At 35.4% G+C, this 18,048-nt stretch carries 16 protein-coding genes; 6 read left to right on the forward strand and 10 right to left on the reverse strand.

The genetic code is table 11. The annotated features are described in order from the left end of the window. The first annotated feature begins 238 nt into the window (after positions 1-238). Positions 239-1,417: a hypothetical protein gene (locus J8H85_RS10205; protein WP_209655098.1), complete on the forward strand. Its 1,179-nt coding sequence runs from the start codon at positions 239-241 to the stop codon at positions 1,415-1,417. A gap of 150 nt (positions 1,418-1,567) precedes the next feature. On the opposite strand, the gene J8H85_RS10210 is transcribed toward J8H85_RS10205, so the two are convergent. The 3 genes from J8H85_RS10210 to ytxJ are packed head-to-tail and all read right to left on the reverse strand — an operon-like array spanning position 1,568 to position 4,038. Then, positions 1,568-3,253, reverse strand: coding sequence for an RluA family pseudouridine synthase (locus J8H85_RS10210; RefSeq protein WP_209655099.1), 1,686 nt, complete (start codon positions 3,251-3,253; stop codon positions 1,568-1,570). Next, entirely contained in the window at positions 3,246-3,635 is a 390-nt protein-coding gene (locus tag J8H85_RS10215; RefSeq protein WP_209655100.1) for a gamma-glutamylcyclotransferase family protein, read from the reverse strand. The genes J8H85_RS10210 and J8H85_RS10215 overlap by 8 nt, the downstream gene beginning before the upstream one ends. A gap of 13 nt (positions 3,636-3,648) precedes the next feature. Beyond that, complete coding sequence (ytxJ, locus tag J8H85_RS10220; RefSeq protein ID WP_209655101.1) at positions 3,649-4,038, reverse strand: bacillithiol system redox-active protein YtxJ; 390 nt, start codon at positions 4,036-4,038, stop codon at positions 3,649-3,651. 192 nt (positions 4,039-4,230) lie between these two features. Between ytxJ and clpB the strand changes: the two genes are divergently transcribed. The 4 genes from clpB (at position 4,231) to deoD (ending at position 9,475) form a co-directional block, all read left to right on the forward strand. Further along, a complete protein-coding gene (gene clpB / locus J8H85_RS10225; protein ID WP_209655102.1) occupies positions 4,231-6,837 on the forward strand; it encodes an ATP-dependent chaperone ClpB in 2,607 nt (868 codons plus the stop codon). 318 nt (positions 6,838-7,155) lie between these two features. Further along, positions 7,156-7,887, forward strand: coding sequence for a deoxyribose-phosphate aldolase (gene deoC / locus J8H85_RS10230; protein ID WP_209655103.1), 732 nt, complete (start codon positions 7,156-7,158; stop codon positions 7,885-7,887). Positions 7,888-8,061: 174 nt separating this feature from the next. Then, positions 8,062-8,727: a deoxyribose-phosphate aldolase gene (gene deoC / locus J8H85_RS10235; RefSeq protein ID WP_209655104.1), complete on the forward strand. Its 666-nt coding sequence runs from the start codon at positions 8,062-8,064 to the stop codon at positions 8,725-8,727. Positions 8,728-8,776: 49 nt separating this feature from the next. Then, positions 8,777-9,475, forward strand: coding sequence for a purine-nucleoside phosphorylase (gene deoD, locus J8H85_RS10240; RefSeq protein WP_209655105.1), 699 nt, complete (start codon positions 8,777-8,779; stop codon positions 9,473-9,475). A gap of 36 nt (positions 9,476-9,511) precedes the next feature. Here deoD and J8H85_RS10245 read toward each other — a convergent pair whose 3' ends face one another. From J8H85_RS10245 to J8H85_RS10275, 7 genes are all read right to left on the reverse strand, one after another. Further along, positions 9,512-10,240, reverse strand: coding sequence for a DUF6503 family protein (locus J8H85_RS10245; protein WP_209655106.1), 729 nt, complete (start codon positions 10,238-10,240; stop codon positions 9,512-9,514). Between the two features lie 45 nt (positions 10,241-10,285). After that, a complete protein-coding gene (locus J8H85_RS10250; RefSeq protein WP_209655107.1) occupies positions 10,286-11,140 on the reverse strand; it encodes a 5-oxoprolinase subunit C family protein in 855 nt (284 codons plus the stop codon). Then, positions 11,133-11,864 carry a 5-oxoprolinase subunit PxpB gene (pxpB, locus tag J8H85_RS10255; RefSeq protein WP_209655108.1) on the reverse strand — a complete coding sequence of 244 codons (732 nt, stop codon included), beginning with the start codon at positions 11,862-11,864 and terminating at the stop codon, positions 11,133-11,135. The genes J8H85_RS10250 and pxpB overlap by 8 nt, the downstream gene beginning before the upstream one ends. A 4-nt stretch (positions 11,865-11,868) precedes the next feature. Further along, positions 11,869-12,609: a 5-oxoprolinase subunit PxpA gene (gene pxpA / locus J8H85_RS10260; protein WP_209655109.1), complete on the reverse strand. Its 741-nt coding sequence runs from the start codon at positions 12,607-12,609 to the stop codon at positions 11,869-11,871. 16 nt (positions 12,610-12,625) lie between these two features. Next, entirely contained in the window at positions 12,626-13,747 is a 1,122-nt protein-coding gene (locus J8H85_RS10265; RefSeq protein WP_209655110.1) for a DUF2891 domain-containing protein, read from the reverse strand. A 398-nt stretch (positions 13,748-14,145) separates the two neighbouring features. Beyond that, positions 14,146-15,987, reverse strand: a complete 1,842-nt coding sequence (locus J8H85_RS10270) for a caspase family protein (protein ID WP_209655111.1) — start codon at positions 15,985-15,987, stop codon at positions 14,146-14,148. Between the two features lies 1 nt (position 15,988). Then, a complete protein-coding gene (locus tag J8H85_RS10275) occupies positions 15,989-16,363 on the reverse strand; it encodes an effector-associated constant component EACC1 (RefSeq protein ID WP_209655112.1) in 375 nt (124 codons plus the stop codon). A 242-nt stretch (positions 16,364-16,605) separates the two neighbouring features. On the opposite strand from J8H85_RS10275, the gene J8H85_RS10280 reads away from it, so the two are divergent. After that, a complete protein-coding gene (locus tag J8H85_RS10280; RefSeq protein WP_209655113.1) occupies positions 16,606-17,124 on the forward strand; it encodes a DUF5004 domain-containing protein in 519 nt (172 codons plus the stop codon). Positions 17,125-18,048 lie beyond the last annotated feature (924 nt).

An 18,048-nucleotide genomic window follows, 5' to 3' on the forward strand; every position in this document is an offset into this window, starting at 1 on the left:
ATTCAACCAAAACGTCATTGCGAGGAACGAAGCAATCTTAATAAAAAGAAACTAAAAGTTTGTTACACCTCATATTAAACAGATTACTTCGTCTTATTTCCTCGTAACGACATACAATAATTCTTTCAAAAAAATCAAAACAAAATCATTTTAACGGATTTATTAGTATTTAATCTATTGTTTTAGTATTTTGGCACTCTTATTGGAAGACCAGCCAAATAAACCAAACATAGAGACCATGATGAGAACATTACTTTCTACATTACTAATAGCTTGCATCCTATCTTGCAGCACCAGTAAACAAATTGAAAAATCGTTAAGCTCTGGTAATTACGACCAAGCTATTTACGATGCCCTTGGAAAATTACGCACCAATAAAGACAAAAAAGGAAAAGCCGATTTTATTGCGATGCTTCAAGAAGCCTACAATAAAGCGAACGAACGCGATTTAACCAATATCAATTTCCTTAAAAAAGACAACAACCCCGAAAATTATTTACGTATTTATGATATGTACGTGCGTTTAAACAAGCGCCAAGAACTTATAAAGCCCTTATTGCCACTTGCTATAAATGGCAAAACGGTAAAGTTTGATATTAAAGATTATTCCAGCGACATCATCAAATTTAAAAACGATGCGTCTTTACAAATTTACAACAATGCATCAGCGCTTTTAAAATCGAATAACAAATTGGATGCTAGACAAGCCTTCAACATGTTTAAAGATATTGAAGACATCAACCCCAATTATAAAGATGTACGCAACCTTATAGAAATAGCACACAACAAAGGCATTGATTTTGTTTTGGTTGATATGATTAACGATACCCGAAAAACCATTCCAACACGTTTGGAAGACGATTTGCTTAACTTTAGCACGTATGGACTTAACAATTTATGGACGGTTTACCACAACAACCCCGTAGATAAAACACAATACGATTACAACATGCGTGTTAATTTAAGAGAAATCAACCTATCGCCAGAGCAAATTAAGGAACGCCAAATTATTAAAGAAAAACAAGTAGTTGATGGGAAACAAAATTTATTGGACTCTAAAGGAAATGTGGTTAAAGACAGTCTTGGTAAAGCGATACAAGTAGATAAACTAATTACTGTACGTTGCGAATACTACGAAAGTACCCAATTTAAATCGGCACAAGTAACAGGAAATGTGGAGTATATTGACCTTAAAAACAAACAATTGGTTGACGCTTTTCCAATAAGCAGTGAATTTGTGTTTCAACATATTTTTGCAACCTCACGTGGTGATAGACGCGCTTTAGAAACCACCTTGTTACCATTTTTGAATAACAGACAAGTACCTTTCCCTAGTGAAGAACAAATGATTTACGACACAGGTGAAGATTTAAAAGCCCAACTTAAAAAGGTTATAAACTCTTATAACCCGAGGTAAACGGCAACAACAAATATTATTTTTTGTCCGTTCGAGCGCAGTCGAGAACTTTTAGGTACTAACAAAGTATTAGGTCTCGACTGCGTTCGACCTGACAGAAACCTAAAAAACCTTTAAAATTATTTAGAGTTTTTTTTTATTTAATCAAATCTAAAAAGGCACCTCACACCCAACGGTAAGCAGCTCTTTAGTAATAGGATGCGTAAAGGTAATACGTTCGGCGTGTAAGTGGAGTCGGTTGGCTTTGGTGCCATATAAATCATCACCCACAATAGGGGTTTTTAGTCCTTCGCTGTGGGCTGCATGTACACGTAGTTGGTGGGTACGCCCCGTAATGGGGTAAAAATATACACGGGTTTGTCCGTTTTCAGTAGAAATAACCTCGTAGGTGGTGGTAGCTGGTTTCCCGTGGGTATCGCATACCAATTGCTGTGGGCGGTTATCTAAATCAACGCGCAATGGTAGGTTTATAATGCCTTTGGTGTTGGGCAATATGCCATCTAACAACGCTACATACCGCTTTTTCACGCTGCGCTCTATAAACTGCTTTTGCAAGTTTTTGTAAACCCTATTACTCTTCGCCACCAACAATAAGCCCGACGTAGACATGTCCAACCGATGCAATAACAAAGGGCCGGTAGCATTGGGCAAGTATGCTTTCATTCTACTCAACACCGATTCGTTGATGCTTTTCCCCGGCACCGATAGAAATTCGTGGGGCTTGTTTACCAATAGCAAATGCGCGTCTTCGTATACAATCTCTAATTCTTGGTTAAAAACAATTTGGGATTCAATGGGGTTGGCATCAACCAACAAACCCTGCATCATATGCCCCAAAATAGGTTCACACTTGCTTCTACATGAAGGGTAAAACTGTTGGTGTTTCCGCACTTCAGATTTTGGAGAAGCACCCCACCAAAATTCTGCCATACAAACGGGCTTCAAATGGTTCTCGTAGGCATACTGAAACAGTTTGGGTGCAGCGCATTCCCCCGAACCCGCAGGCGGAATGGGAGATGTGGTATCTTTAAAAATATCGAGTAAATCTTTTGTATCACCTTCGGCATTTAAAAATTGGTACTGTTGGTGAATACGTTGTTGCAACGACGCCGATAAAGTAGCACGTTGTGTTTTTAAAGTTTGTATGGTTTCATTAAAACCACTTAAAACGGTTTCCAGCTTATTAATTTGGGTTTCGCCTTCTTGTTTTAAATGCTTCAATCGCAATTGATACCCGATACTTTGCTTGTTTAAAGTTTCAATAAACTCCGAATAAGCTTCAGCGGACATATTCAGTTTTGCACTTTCCCGTTGCTGGTTTCTATGTTGCTTTGCTGCTTTAACTTCGGCTTTAAGAATGCTTAATGCTTCCACGAAAGCGATATTACTATTTTCAACATCTGCTTTAGCCTTTAGATAGTCTGGCGCATTTTCCAACCGTTCAATCTCTGTATTGATGCTGTTCAATTTCGTCTCCCCTTTTTTGTAAAAACCTGCTTCATTTAACGTGTTATAAACGGTAGGCACAAAACCTTTTACATCGTTACTATCGGCCAATTTTCCCGAAAAGGCTGCTAAATAGCCCAATTGTTCTTTAGCAGTTTTCACTACCATAACGCCAAACATTTTTCCTATTACCAAACCTGTTTGGTCAGGGTTCAATCCGAAATTATGTATGAAATCGGTTTGTGTTTCTAAATAGGTTTGAAGCTGTTTTGCCGCTAATACACTTAACGGATGTGGCTCGTAATAAAACGGAAAAGTAAATGTTTCGGGCAACGGAATACCGAACGTATTTTCTAATGGATGAAAAAATGAATAACCAAAATTAAACATACTTACCAGAGGAAATGTGCTTTAAATGTGCCGTTGGCAAATTATAAATATACACGTAGGTTTTAATAGGTTCGGTTTCGTTTAAATAGGCATCAATAAGGGTTCGTGTGTATTCGTTTGCATGTTCGCCGGTATCGCCAATACCTTCATAATCATCCAACACTTGAAAGGTTTTTTCTGGATTGATGATTTTGAAAATGTGCCCATACACTTTATCATTTGGTTGATCGCTTAAAACAGCACCCGGATACCACGAAATTTCATAAAGATTCCCTTGAAAGTAACCAGAACCAACAAACTCTGAATTTCGTTCTAAAAACTTCGACATATAGCTTTCAAAGTCTTTTAATAAGGTACCGTACACAAATAAATACTCGGACATCTTACTTTAGAATTTAAATATAATTACTTAAATCCAGACTATTAATTCCGCCATGGCTTTCGTAAGCTACCGTTTCCCCATTTTTTACGACCAACAACTGTGGCGATTCGTGCATGACTTGAAATTTATTTGCAATTTCATTGGAAATCTCACGGTAATTCAACAAATCTAGAAAATAGATGTCCAAATGGTTTTCGGTAAGATAAAAATCTGCCTCAAACTGTTTCAACACCATACGGCTGATGCCACAACGGGTAGAATGTTTAAAAATAACCTGTGTTTTAGTATTGGATTTGGTTTCTATTTCCTGTAATTGCTCCATTTTGGTTAATGGAATCCAGGGCAATGTTTTAGTTTCCTTTGAATCAGAAGAACTGCTAAATAATTTGTTAAATAATCCCATAAATTGTATCTTAAAATAAATAAGTCGAAATCATTTTTAAATCTTACAAACTGACTAAAAGTCATTAAAAATCAGTATTTAACCGACATTTTGTCTTTAGAATCTCACTGGTAAGATTATTGACTTATACAAGTTGTAAAAGTAAAACAATAAAAAATAGATTCCTCTTTGGAATACATAAAAAACATAGATATGAACTTAAATAATTATACAATTAAATCGCAAGAAGCCATACAGCAAGCACAACAAATTGCTCAAGGTTTCGGGCATCAGCAAATTGAAAACGAACACCTTTTTAAAGGTATTTTTGAAGTTGATGAAAACGTACTGCCATTCATTTTAAAAAAATTGAATGTAAACATCAACATACTAGAACAGGCTTTAGACAAACAAATTGAAAGTTTTTCCAAAGTTATTGGTAGTGAGTTGATGCTGTCTCGTGAAGCAGGAAAAACACTTAACGAAGCTGCTATTATTGCTAAAAAAATGAAGGATGATTATGTTTCAATAGAACATTTAATCATTGCTATTTTTAAATCGAACAGCAAAATAGCGCAGATGCTAAAAGACCAAGGTGTTACCGAAAAAGCACTTACAGCAAGCATCAATGAATTACGAAAAGGCGAAAATGTAACTTCCCAAAGTCAAGAAGAAACCTATAATTCGTTAAACAAATATGCAAAAAACCTGAACCAACTTGCCAAAGACGGTAAGTTAGACCCGGTCATTGGACGTGATGAAGAAATTAGACGCATCCTTCAAATTTTATCGCGTAGAACCAAAAACAATCCCATTTTAGTCGGTGAACCCGGAACAGGTAAAACGGCTATTGCAGAAGGTTTAGCACATAGAATTATTGATGGCGACATCCCTGAAAACTTAAAAGAAAAGCAAATTTTCGCTTTAGATATGGGTGCCTTAATTGCAGGCGCCAAATACAAAGGTGAGTTTGAAGAGCGTTTGAAAGCCGTTATTAAAGAAGTAACAACCAGCGAAGGCGACATTGTACTTTTTATTGACGAAATACATACCCTGGTTGGTGCTGGTGGCGGACAAGGCGCTATGGATGCTGCTAATATCCTAAAACCCGCATTGGCAAGAGGCGAACTACGTGCTATTGGAGCAACCACTTTGGATGAGTACCAAAAATATTTTGAAAAAGACAAAGCATTAGAGCGTCGTTTCCAAAAAGTAATGGTAGATGAGCCCGATACTGAAAGTGCCATTTCCATTTTACGCGGTATTAAGGAAAAATATGAAACACACCATAAAGTGCGCATTAAAGATGAAGCTATTATTGGTGCTGTAGAATTATCGCAACGCTACATAACAAACCGTTTTTTACCAGACAAGGCTATCGATTTAATGGATGAAGCTGCTTCAAAATTGCGCATGGAAATCAACTCCAAGCCCGAAGAATTGGATGTTTTAGATAGAAAAATAATGCAATTGGAAATCGAAATAGAAGCCATTAAACGTGAGAAAGATGAAAACAAGCTGAAAACGCTTCGTTCCGATTTGGCGAACATCAAAGAGCAACGCAATGAAATAAACGCCAAATGGAAAAGCGAAAAAGAAGTGGTGGAAAACATTCAAAATACCAAACAGGCTATTGAAAATTTCAAACTAGAAGCTGAAAAAGCCGAACGTGATGGCGATTACGGCAAAGTTGCCGAATTGCGCTATGGAAAAATAAAAGAAGCCCAAGCAGAATTGGAAACCTTCCAAAAGCAACTTAAAGAGCAATCTGAAAACTCTTTAATTAAAGAAGAGGTTACCTATGATGATATTGCTGAAGTAGTGGCAAAATGGACCGGAATTCCTGTTACGAAAATGCTTCAAAGCGAACGTGAAAAGTTATTGAAATTAGAAGATGAATTACACAAACGCGTGGTAGGACAAGAAGAGGCTATTGAAGCAGTAAGTGATGCGGTTCGCAGAAGTCGTGCAGGGTTGCAAAACCCTAAAAAACCCATTGGAACCTTCCTGTTTTTAGGAACCACCGGGGTTGGTAAAACCGAATTGGCCAAAGCTTTAGCTGAATATTTGTTTGATGATGAAAACGCCATGACCCGTATTGACATGAGCGAATACCAAGAACGCCATGCCGTAAGTAGATTGGTTGGTGCGCCTCCTGGATATATAGGTTATGATGAAGGCGGACAATTAACCGAAGCTGTACGTAGAAAACCGTATTCTGTAGTGCTGTTGGATGAAATTGAAAAAGCACATCCTGATACTTTCAATATCTTATTACAAGTATTGGACGAGGGACATTTAACAGACAACAAAGGACGTGTGGCCGATTTTAAAAACACCATCATCATCATGACTTCCAACTTAGGAAGCCAGATTATACAAGAACGTTTTGAAGCTACTAAAGACATAGATTCGGCTATTGAAGCAGCCAAAATAGAAGTTTTGGGTCTTTTAAAACAAAGTGTTCGACCAGAGTTTTTAAACCGTATAGACGACACAATCATGTTCACGCCTTTAAGCAAAAAGAATATTATAGCCATTGTTAAATTACAACTTAAAGGCATCACAAAAATGATAGCACAACAAGGCATTACATTTGATGCCACAGAAGAAGCGGTAGCTTATTTAGCCGATAAGGGATACAACCCCGAATATGGCGCGCGACCTGTAAAACGCGTTATTCAGAAAGACGTCTTAAATGCCTTGAGCAAAGAAATTTTAGCAGGTAAGGTAACAACAGATAGCATTATACTTTTAGATGCCTTTGATGATAAATTAGTTTTTAGAAACCAAAGTGATTTAGTGACTGAAAACATATAAATACTGTAACAAAGCAACACAGAAACAGTCTAATAGTTGGTTGGTTAGGATAAGCAACATGATTCTCAATTTGAGATGATTGTTGCTTTTATTTTTCCTCCCTAACAACCGGCTTCCATTTAACGATTTTATAATATTTTGATTCTAAATAAGTTAATAAGTAAGTTAACAAAAGTTGTTTTAAAATCGATGAACGGTCAATTAATATAGATGAAATTACCTAATTTAGCACCATTGTATGTTCCCAAAGCATTACAATAATTCAACCAAATTCTGTTATTATACAAGAATTAAACCCAAAAAAACCTACTTATAACAATGGACATATCCAAATTTATTGATTACACACTATTAAAAGCAACAACATCAGAACGCGACGTTATAAACCTATGTAATGAAGCTAAACTAAACGGTTTTTATGCCGTTTGTATCAACACTGCTTATGTAGCATTAGCAAAACAACTATTAGAAAACACAGGTATCAAAATAGCTTCGGTTATCGGGTTCCCTTTAGGAGCCACATCTACTGCCGCTAAGGTTTATGAAGCCAAAAAAGCCCTTGAAGATGGGGCTGATGAAATTGAAATGGTAATGAACTTAGGATTTCTTAAGAGCAGAAATTTCGTATTGGTATTAAAAGATATCATCGATGTGAAATTAGGCATCAAAGACACACCTTTAAAGGTGATACTAGAAATTTCCGAATTAAGCAAAAACGAAATAATCAAAGCTTGTTCTATTTGTTTGGATGCTAAAGTTGACGTTATCAAAACCTCTAGTGGATTTTCAAAAAGCGGCGCCACTTTAACCGCCACAAAAATCATTAAAAAAACCATAAAAGATCAAGCTCAAATAATGGTTTCTGGTGGTATTGAAGACTTTGAAACCGCACTAAAATACCTAGAAGCTGGTGCCGACAGAATTGGAACTTCAAAAAACATAAACCCAGTAAGCAACAGTATCCAAAACAGAAATGCCAAGGTTTACAAAAAGTACCTAGAAGCTAATCAAATACAAAATAGTTTAGAAATCCAATATTACAATAGGTAATTACCAAATTAGTTTTATATTCATATTCTAAGTAAGCTTAGAATGGAATCATTTTAACATAAATATTAAAAACAATAAAATTGCTTATTTGTTTAATTGTCAGAGATAATTTCAAAGAATAGTTAATACATTTGTAATACTTGTATTAACTATTCTTTAAATTTAAACTACATCATGGCACCATTGAGTAGCTATATAGACCATACCCTTTTAAAAGCTACTGCTACAAAAAACGATATTATCCAACTTTGCAAAGAAGCAAAAGAGCATCAATTTCATGCTGTTTGCATCAATTCTTGCTACGCAGCATTGGCTAAGGAACAGCTAAAAAATAGCGGCGTTAAGGTTTGCTGCGTTATTGGGTTTCCGCTAGGCGCGATGAGTACCGAAGCTAAAATATTTGAAACCAAGCAAGCATTATTTGATGGTGCCGATGAAATTGATATGGTTTTAAACATAGGCTTACTAAAAAGTAAAGATTTTGCTGCCGTTTGGAAAGATATTGAAGCTGTAAAAAAATGCATACCAAACAACATTTTAAAAGTCATTTTAGAAACCTGCTACCTTGATGAACCCGAAATAATTAAAGCCAGTGAATTAGCTATACAAAGCGGGGCCGATTTTATAAAAACCTCTACGGGATTTGGAACCAGAGGCGCTACCATACATGACGTAAAGCTAATGAAACATGTTGCTGATGGAAAAGCAAAAATTAAAGCTTCCGGAGGCATAAAGGACTACGGAACGGCTATGCAGTATATTAATTTAGGTGTTGAACGCTTAGGCACTTCTTCTGGAATAGCTATAATTACAGGCCAACCTTCAACAGAGAGTTATTGAATAACTATTTTTAACCGTCTAAAAATCTAACTTTCTAAACATCTAACCAATGAGCGTACACATAGAAGCAAAAAAAGGAGACATAGCAGAAACAATCTTATTACCAGGAGACCCATTACGAGCCAAATGGATTGCCGAAACATTTTTTGAAAACCCTGTGTGTTTCAATAAAATTAGAGGCATGTTGGGATACACAGGCACCTACAATAACCAAAAAGTTTCTGTTATGGGAACTGGCATGGGCGTGCCTTCCATATCCATTTATGCACATGAATTGATTACCGAATATGGAGTAAAAAATTTAATTCGTGTAGGCAGCGCAGGTTCCTACCAAGCCCATATAAAAATTAGGGATATTGTTTTAGCCATGGCAGCATCTTCAAATTCCGGTGTTAACGAACTGCGTTTTGGTGGCGCCGATTACGCTCCTACGGCCAATTTTGAATTATTTCAAAAAGCGGTAGAAGCTGCAAAATCTAAAGATATCCATATTAAAGCTGGAAACGTATTTACATCGGATGAGTTTTATGCTGATGATTTTGAATCATACAAAAAATGGTCGAAATTCGGGGTGTTATGTGTAGAAATGGAAACAGCTGGCTTATATACGGTAGCAGCTAAACATAATGTAAATGCACTGTCTATTTTAACGATTTCGGATTCTTTGGTAACTGGAGAACGCACCACCTCAAAAGAACGGGAAACCACCTTTAAAGGCATGATTGAGGTAGCCTTAGAGTTAGCTTAATAAGAAAACTTCCCATTTACGCTTTACAAACAGCTTCTAATTAACGATTATATTTTTAAGCTCAATTTTGGAAAGCAAGCTTAAGCCTCCAGTTTCAAATAAATCATCAAGGCTTTCTAACAAAACATTGTCGTTTATGGGTTTGTAATTATTGTAATCTACAAACCGTATCCCTTTAATATAACGCTCATTGTAAGCCTCCCGAAAGCGCAAACCCAAACCATCATCCTCGTTATAAGAATAGGCTAAATAATCAACTTTAAATGTTTCTACATGTATCCAGTAGATAAAAATATCATCAAAATCTTCTCCACCACCTTCTTCGTTAAATGTCACTTTAATTTTGTAATACTCTTTTCCTGCCAATTTTGAAATTCCCATATACGCTTTATTTACAGCGCTTCCATCCAATCCGTATGGCAATACAGAAAAATAATGTACTGAATTTACAGAGGCCGAATATCTAGAAACCATACTATCAGGAACCTTAACAACACGATCGATTATAACACGCTCAAACCTCTTGTTAGTTAATAAATCAGTTATAGAATCAGAAACCCTAGGTAATACAAAACCCTTACTATATCGCTTTGCAAAATAATGTTTGTCCCTAAAATCAAATTCAATGTTAGAATTTTTAACCAAATTGCCACCTGAAACTTCAATAGACTTAGCAACAATGGCATTGGCATCTTTAAGTTCTTTTTCACAACTAAACACAGAGATGGTGGTAAGCACAAATAACAATATATATTTTTTAAGCATGATGAAATTTTATTAGTCTGTCGTAAATATAAATAGATACTTAAACTAATATTTAGAATTAAGTTTAAAACGTATTGTTTTACCTGTAAACTTTTGCGCCAATACATTAATAGCCGATTCTTTAAGCTGAAGCACCCTAGGGTAACCGCCCGTGGTTTGGCAATCGCGCATTAAAACTATGAGCTTTCCTGAAGGTGTTAATTGAACCGTTCCAGGAAGCACCGCCGATGTAATGATAGGCTCCAAATTATTTTCCAAGGGTTCTGAAAGTTGATACGCCATTCGGTTATTTTCTTTGGAAATAGTGAATTCATTTTGAAGCAGAAATTTTTGTTGATTAGCCGATAGCAAATCAAATTCCGGACCCTTAAAAACTTCAATATCATTGGTTTTAAAATGTTTAATATCCACTTTAACCAAGGAGTTATTATCATTTGAAAATGAGTAATTTGAAATTATTTTTAATTCATCATTTTTAATTAATTGAAACACATCTGTAACACCTTTATACATACTTCTACTTCCCATAATTTCTTCAGTTTTAAAACCACCCGAAACAGCCAAATAAGTCCGAAAACCTTTATTTAGTTTTCCAAAAGAAAGCACATCGCCCACTGTTACTTTCACGCTTTTATGAAGCTGAATAGAAACCTCATTTAGCTTGGGCGACATGTCTGCTCCAGCTACACAAATACAAGTATCACAATGAAATTGAAGCTTCGCCCCCGTCATGGTCATTTCAATAACCGCATCATTCGCCTCATTAGCCAAAATAAGGTTTGCCAAAGTTGCAGAATACATGTCCATAGCGCCAGAATACGGAACACCATATTGCTGAAATCCTATTCGTCCTAAATCTTGAATGGTAGAATAAAACCCTGGAGCCAATACCTTAACCATGAATTCCCTCACTTTCTAACTGATAAACACCTGCATCTACCAATCCCTTAATATTTTCATATTCACTTAACGTAATGGGCTGAAAAACGATACAGTCGCCTGCTTTAGCAAAACAAGGAATTTCTGCTTTGGGATTAAAAAATTCAATAGGCGAATTTCCAATAATATTCCATCCGCCCGGACTCGCCGATGGGTATACACCTGTTTGATTACCGCCAATAGCCACCGCGCCTTTTTCTATTTGTAAACGGGGAGTAGATTTTCTTGGCACATGAAGCGACTCATCTAAACCGCCCAAATATAAAAACCCAGGTAAAAAACCTATAAAATAAACCGTATAAATTGCCTTGGAATGTCGCTTAATAATGCTTTCTTTTGAGAGTTTTTTTTCTTTGGAAATCGCTTCCAAATCAACCCCAAACATAGCATCATAACACACTGGGATTTTCCATAAAACTGACACCCTGTCACTATCTGGTTCCACCAATTTATATAAATTCTCAAGCAAAAGGACTTCATTTTCAAAATTCCTACAAATGAAATTATAAGTTATTAATAACGAGTTGTATGCAGATTTTAATTCAATAATAGATTTAATCTTATTTCTTTCAATAACCTTCTTAAATTGAATAATATCGTTCAGGATTTCATTATCAATTATCGCTGGCCATTCTACCAAAATTGAACGTTCACCTAACGGCTTATATGTAAGTTTAAAAGCCATAAAACTAGATTATTTTAATGGCTTTGGCTCCTAAATTCTCATATAGTTTTTTAAGCAATACAGCTGCTTGAAGATTATCACCATGCACACAATATGTTTCTGCTTTTATTTCAACTTCTGCCCCTGTAATCGTTCTTACTTTTCGGTTATTAATCATGTAAAATACATGTTCAAACATGGCATCGGCATCATGAATTAATGCATTTTTTTCGGTACGGGATACCAAGGTTAAGTCGTCATTATAATTTCTATCAGCAAACACTTCGTAAGTAATGGGGATATTATTTTGAAGTGCTAAGGTTTCAATAACTGAATTATAAGGCACATAAAGTTTTACTGGAAGTGCGATACTCTTCATAACTTCAACAATAGTTGTAGCAATCCTAACATCTGTAATCGCCATGTTATATAAGGCACCATGGGGTTTTACATGATGCAAAATGGTGTTTTCTTCCTGGATAACGGCCATTAAATCACTTATCTGTTCTTTCAAGGAAGTATATAACGCCACACAAGGCATTTCCATGGGTTTTCTGCCAAAATTTTCAAAATCTGGGAAGGAAGGGTGCGCACCAATTTTTACTCGGTGGTTTTTTGCTAATTTAACCACCTTTCGCATGGTTGTGGCGTTACCTGCATGTCCGCCACAAGCTATGTTGCACGATGATACATACGGCAATAACAATGATTCGTTGCCAATACCTTCACCTACATCTACATTTATATCAATACTTTGGGTTTGCACAGATTTTGTTTTTATGTCATTTAGAAGTGGTATTTAAAGCATAAATAGCGAAACTACCTAACCAGTGGCCTCCTTCATAACTATCTTCAAAAATACTAGGTAATGAGTAATTTATATGGGCATAGGCCATATTTTTTAAATGATAGTACTCCGGAAGTCCTTCAGCTATTTTAATTAAATTCCATGCACGGGAAAAATTGACACCATCTAAATGTACCAATTGCCCATCGGTTCTATCTGAAACTTTTCCTGTTTCCAATATAAAGCTTTTATTTTTTAGTTGTGGTAAAAATTCGATTAACCAAAGTTTAAACTCTTCCTTTGGCAATAATCGTTTCATTAACGCCGCTTCTTCCAAACAAGGCGATAAAAAATCACTTCCACTAGGCTCCCAACCCATCGGGCAGTTTTCATCTTTTAAAAAGAAAAATTTAGCACGTTCCATAATGGCGTTTTTAAGTGGTTCATTATTTAATGTTTCCGCATAATCATATGCAAAAGATAAACCAAAAGCTGTGTTGGTATGTGTTCCCACCCGAAGCGGATAATTTAACTTTGGTAAAAATTCGATGTATTTATCAACTATCAAGTTGGCTAAAGGCTGTAAATTGGTTTCTAAAGTTCTGGCAATAGGCGTATCCCAAGTATGAAGTTCTTCAAACAACTTTAATAACCATGCCCAACCATAAGTACGTTCAAACGTTTTGTTATGCTCCCCTAAAAAATAGGCAACCTCAACTTCTATATTTTCTTTGGAAATGTTTTTAAGCAAGCGCTGCTCTATAGCGTTCCTGTTCTCTAAATTTGGAAACTGCTTCAATAAACTCACCAAGCTCCAGTGTCCATGAACAGCCGAATGCCAATCATAACAGCCATAAAAAGCTGGATGTAATGTTTGCGGCGACTTTAAATCGGAATCACCTCCTAAAGTTTGAGACAACTTGTTTGGATATTCAACATTTATGCAATTTAAAGGCAATTGCGCTAAACGGTTGGCTTGTTGTAAATCGATTTTTGGAATTGTTTCCACTTTGATTTCAATATTAGGTGCAAAAGTTTCGGTTTCTTGCTTTTCTTTTTTTCCAGGGTTGCAGCAACATAAAAAAGCTGCTAAAATTACAATAAGGCTGTTTTTCATAATTTGAATTTAACCATAACGAAGGGTTAATGATAGATTTAAAAATTTTATACTTTATAAAAAAAATAAAGAATGGCAACGGATAACAAGCCAATAATGGCCCAATCAATAAGCCTTCTAAGTTTATTAATTTCCCATTTAGGTTTGATGAAAGACTATTAACATATAGCAATTGGAGTGTAGATACTGAAATAATATTTTCTTCAACTGGCATTGGAATACAAAATTAACTGAACACAAGATAAGATAAAGCGCTTATAAAACAATGTTTATACTTAAAATATGCCATTCCCTGTAATTGGGAACAGTTGCAAGCTGCATTTAGTTTACTTCGGTTTAAAGAAAAAACCGATATAAAAATTTGATGTTCGAAGCGAAGAAACTTAATAACACAGCACTCAATTTCCAATTTTTTGTAGTGCCCACTGTCTACCAAGAAGATCTGTACCGGTTATATTACCGTTTGGCTCCGTGTGTAGGCTTACACTTCCCTGATCTGGCACCGATCCATTCATAAGAGTAACCATCACACTGTAGGTTAACAAGTTATTGAACGCATTATACCCCCAGGTACCACTAATTTGTGAAAATCCATCTATGCTTTGCTGTGTGCCGCTTAACGCGCCCCCAACATTGAAATAGAGGTTTAAATAAGCTATTTGCTGCCCAAATTGATAAATATAAATGTTCCAAGACCCAGGCATGTAGATGCTATTTTGCTTAGGCGGAGGTGGTGCTTGTTGGGTTGGTGGACTCGTGTTGATGTGTGTTTTAAAATTATTAGTGACTTTTAATTGCTTATTCTGTATAAAGGCATGAATTTGTTCTGCCATTTTCCAAGTTTGTCCAGCACCAAACCAACTAAAATTATAGAAATACATTAATTGTTCAACACCATCATAATTACCTGAAATACCCATGTAGTTGAACGTGAAACCCGGATTGATATCTTGTGGATAGTAATCCAATAAATCAATATCCTTTATGGTGATTTTAAAATTACCAGCAAATTCTATACGGTCTGAAAAAACTTGAAGTACTCCAGATTGTTCAGAGTTATCTACAATGCTTTTTGCTTGATTAACATGTCGCATTTTCACATCTTGAAAGGTTGCTAAAAGTTTTGGAAGTGTGGATGGATTATTGGGTTCGGGAATGGGCGGTTTAGGTGCTGGTTTTTTTAATTTTTCAACAACTACACGTATAGTTTTAGACCCGCCGCCATTTTTATCTTTCACACTAATACTGCCACGGTTCATGCCCTCTTTTGGAGATAATTTTAGTTTCAAATAGGTTTCATGTTTTTCAATTTCAATCCAATCACAATTACAGGTTGCAGTCCAATCTAAATCACCACTTCCTTCATTAAACACATCAACAATTTCATCAAGTAGTTTTTCATCTCGTTCAACACCAAGAAGGTCAATTCTTTGTTCAGAAACATTCAATCTAGGATTACCATCGCCCAAATTCATTGTTCTATGTTCACCTTTTTTCTTAATTGGATTTATTGGAAGTGAAATTTTTCGTTTACAAAGCGGCAGATCTCCAGAGGTATCTCCAAATTTGCGTTGTGGCCGTTGCTTTGATTCTTCATAGATTTTTGGGAAAATATATTCGTAAACTTCATTAATACTTACATACCCATCATCATTCGCATCAATACTATCCGTTAAAAGCGCTTCGGAAAGGTACTTTGTAAACGGACTTGGGCTGTCTGGTGCATCTGTATCACTGGACAACTCAACCGAACTAGAACTGGTAAGTACAAACCTGCCTTCCCCCTGTAACGATTGCGGTAAATCCCCTCCTTTAAACCCTCCACTATGGCAACAATCGAGAATAATAATGTGCTTATTGGACTGGCAATTTTCAAACAAAATATTAAGGGTGTAATCGGGCACTGTGGTGGAAATCAGGGAGTCTTTCTTTGAGTTTTTGGCACATAGAAACAATCTACTCATTCTATCTTGCACCCCATGGCCACTGTAATAAAACAGTACTTGATCTTTATTTGTTAAGTTAGCGAAAAACTGATCTAAAGCCAATAGAATTTCTCCTGATGTTTTGTTTATAAGCGTTGTAACATTATCTTCTTCAAACAACCCTTTGTCTGGATTGCAAAGTGCCTGTTTTAGCAATTTAACATCATTTTCAGGCCCATTAAGTTTTAACAACTCATGCGGATCCTCGGGAAATTCACTGTTTCCCACAAGTATGGCTTTGTAGGTAACACTCATATCATGTTGCTTTTTCTACCGCTTTCTGAAGAAACTCCTTCAGGGTATTTTTATCTATGCCTTTAGCATCGGCAGTAAATGAAACTTGTTTTCCATTAATGTTTGCCGATAATTCAATTTTAGTAGATCTATCTCTAGCCAACCACGCTTTAACCACCTCTACTATCCCTGTTATTACTGCAGGCCCTAAAGTGATGATCAAGGTTTCAAGACCACCCTTCTTCCCCTCCACTGGCTCTGTTCTTTTTTCTACTTTGGTAGCTTTCCCCTGTAAATCACGAACTAATAAGTTTTTTTGTTGTGCCCAGCGAGAATCATTTTCGTCAAAAAAATCTGAAGTTGGTTTTAGAATAATTTCTATCTGTTGGTCATTCATAATACTAGTTTTTTATGGCTGTATTCCAAAGTTATAGAATTTATTTCAAATATCTGAGCTAATTTTTAGGGATTTTTAAATGTATTTACGTGTTTTTTAAGGTCTTAGGCTACATGTTTATTTCTTTATTCTTATCGCTATTTTTTAAAGAAAAACCTTAAATCAGTAATTTTTATATTTTTTTGACGCAACTATTTCAGCATATCAACATCTTTAAAGTGAATTAAAAAAATATTTGAATTATGAAAAAAACAATTTTATTGGTAAAAAGTTTAATGTTAGTAGGTGTTTTAGCTTTGAGTTGCGACAATGATAATGGTCCTGATTGCCCCAATGCGCTTACAGGTGAATTAACCACCACCGAAACCGCTTTTACAGGAAATTGGACATTGAAAAGTATTGTTGCAGAGGAAGAAGTTGATTTAACCGATGACGATGTAGACAACCCTTCTACTGATATTTATGCACAAAGCTCTGACTGTTTTAATGATTTGGTTTACAATTTTGGAACTAACCGAACTTACACTTTAAAGCAAGGTGAAAATGCCACAGATTGTAATGAAATAGAGATTAATGGTACCTGGGCTTTAAACAGTGGCACTTTAAGCTTGGTAGCCAGTTGTAGTATTGAGTCCATTGCATTGGATTTTAATGATGACGACACCGAGTTTTCATATACCACCACCCTGCGTTTTAAAGATGTGAATGACCTAATTATTGATAGCGATGTTGTTTTCACTTACGAAAAGAATATTCCTTAATAATCTACTTTTATTATAGAATCTTGTAAAAAAGAACGAAGCTAAACTTCGTTCTTTTTTTTATGTGTTATTTTGATAGCTTAAGCTCTTTTGGATTGGGTTATTTTTTAAATGCCACGAGAAGGAAGATTTCTCATTATTAACGGTACGAGCGGGACGCTCGCACTAGCAGAAGCGTTTTTTAGATTTGTTAAAAACTTGCTAACAATGTTTATAACTCTCCTTTTCATAATTGAAGGAATTAAAGTAAATTTGTGGAGTAGTTATACTACAACAAAAAAGCACTTCTAATTGAAGTGCATTTTATTAGTCAAGGAAAAGGTTATACAAATTTATTCTAATTATTTTGATGGCTTCCAAAACCATTAAAAAGAATAATAGTAGTATATCTGACTAAGTGTCCAAAGCTTAGTCTCCTATTTAAAGGCGTCAATGTTCACAGCATTGGCGTTTTTTTTTACGAATCTAAACCACATTAAAACTGTTTGCTGTTTCAAGTGATTTGTTGTATGGTACAAATTTAAACTATTTGTTCCTTTTTGAATACAACACATCGAATTATTTTGAGCGCATAAATTTAATGCTTAAGTAGCTAAATTACAAATACTTATAATATATTTATTAAAAATTGTTAATAAAAAATATGAAAAAGCTGCAGGATAGTAACATCTAAACGATATCAAATTAATACCAATTTAATATCAATACATAATTGGTAGTTCACCTTGTCAACCATAAAATTTAAGGAACTTTATTAAAATTTGAATATCACATCATAAAATTCACCTGCTACCGCGAGCGCAATGTCATTAAGTTAAGCTTCTATTCAATTGATTATCAATGGTTTATTGTTGTTTTTATGGCATTGTTTTCGTATATTACATTGATAATCAAATACATATGACCTTGAAAAAAAACTACTGT

It is taken from the genome of Mariniflexile gromovii, from assembly GCF_017814435.1.
Classification (GTDB): Bacteria; Bacteroidota; Bacteroidia; order Flavobacteriales; family Flavobacteriaceae; genus Mariniflexile; species Mariniflexile gromovii.

Bases quoted from the DNA above. Each gene is read 5' to 3' on its own strand.
- deoC (WP_209655103.1), top strand. From the start codon at position 7,156: ATGGACATATCCAAATTTATTGATTACACACTATTAAAAGCAACAACA.
- J8H85_RS10250 (WP_209655107.1), bottom strand. From the start codon at position 11,140: ATGGTTAAGGTATTGGCTCCAGGGTTTTATTCTACCATTCAAGATTTA.
- J8H85_RS10210 (WP_209655099.1), bottom strand. From the start codon at position 3,253: ATGTTTAATTTTGGTTATTCATTTTTTCATCCATTAGAAAATACGTTC.
- J8H85_RS10280 (WP_209655113.1), top strand. From the start codon at position 16,606: ATGAAAAAAACAATTTTATTGGTAAAAAGTTTAATGTTAGTAGGTGTT.
- J8H85_RS10265 (WP_209655110.1), bottom strand. From the start codon at position 13,747: ATGAAAAACAGCCTTATTGTAATTTTAGCAGCTTTTTTATGTTGCTGC.
- J8H85_RS10275 (WP_209655112.1), bottom strand. From the start codon at position 16,363: ATGAATGACCAACAGATAGAAATTATTCTAAAACCAACTTCAGATTTT.
- J8H85_RS10215 (WP_209655100.1), bottom strand. From the start codon at position 3,635: ATGTCCGAGTATTTATTTGTGTACGGTACCTTATTAAAAGACTTTGAA.
- J8H85_RS10245 (WP_209655106.1), bottom strand. From the start codon at position 10,240: ATGCTTAAAAAATATATATTGTTATTTGTGCTTACCACCATCTCTGTG.
- deoC (WP_209655104.1), top strand. From the start codon at position 8,062: ATGGCACCATTGAGTAGCTATATAGACCATACCCTTTTAAAAGCTACT.
- pxpB (WP_209655108.1), bottom strand. From the start codon at position 11,864: ATGGCTTTTAAACTTACATATAAGCCGTTAGGTGAACGTTCAATTTTG.
- ytxJ (WP_209655101.1), bottom strand. From the start codon at position 4,038: ATGGGATTATTTAACAAATTATTTAGCAGTTCTTCTGATTCAAAGGAA.
- J8H85_RS10270 (WP_209655111.1), bottom strand. From the start codon at position 15,987: ATGAGTGTTACCTACAAAGCCATACTTGTGGGAAACAGTGAATTTCCC.
- J8H85_RS10205 (WP_209655098.1), top strand. From the start codon at position 239: ATGATGAGAACATTACTTTCTACATTACTAATAGCTTGCATCCTATCT.
- deoD (WP_209655105.1), top strand. From the start codon at position 8,777: ATGAGCGTACACATAGAAGCAAAAAAAGGAGACATAGCAGAAACAATC.
- clpB (WP_209655102.1), top strand. From the start codon at position 4,231: ATGAACTTAAATAATTATACAATTAAATCGCAAGAAGCCATACAGCAA.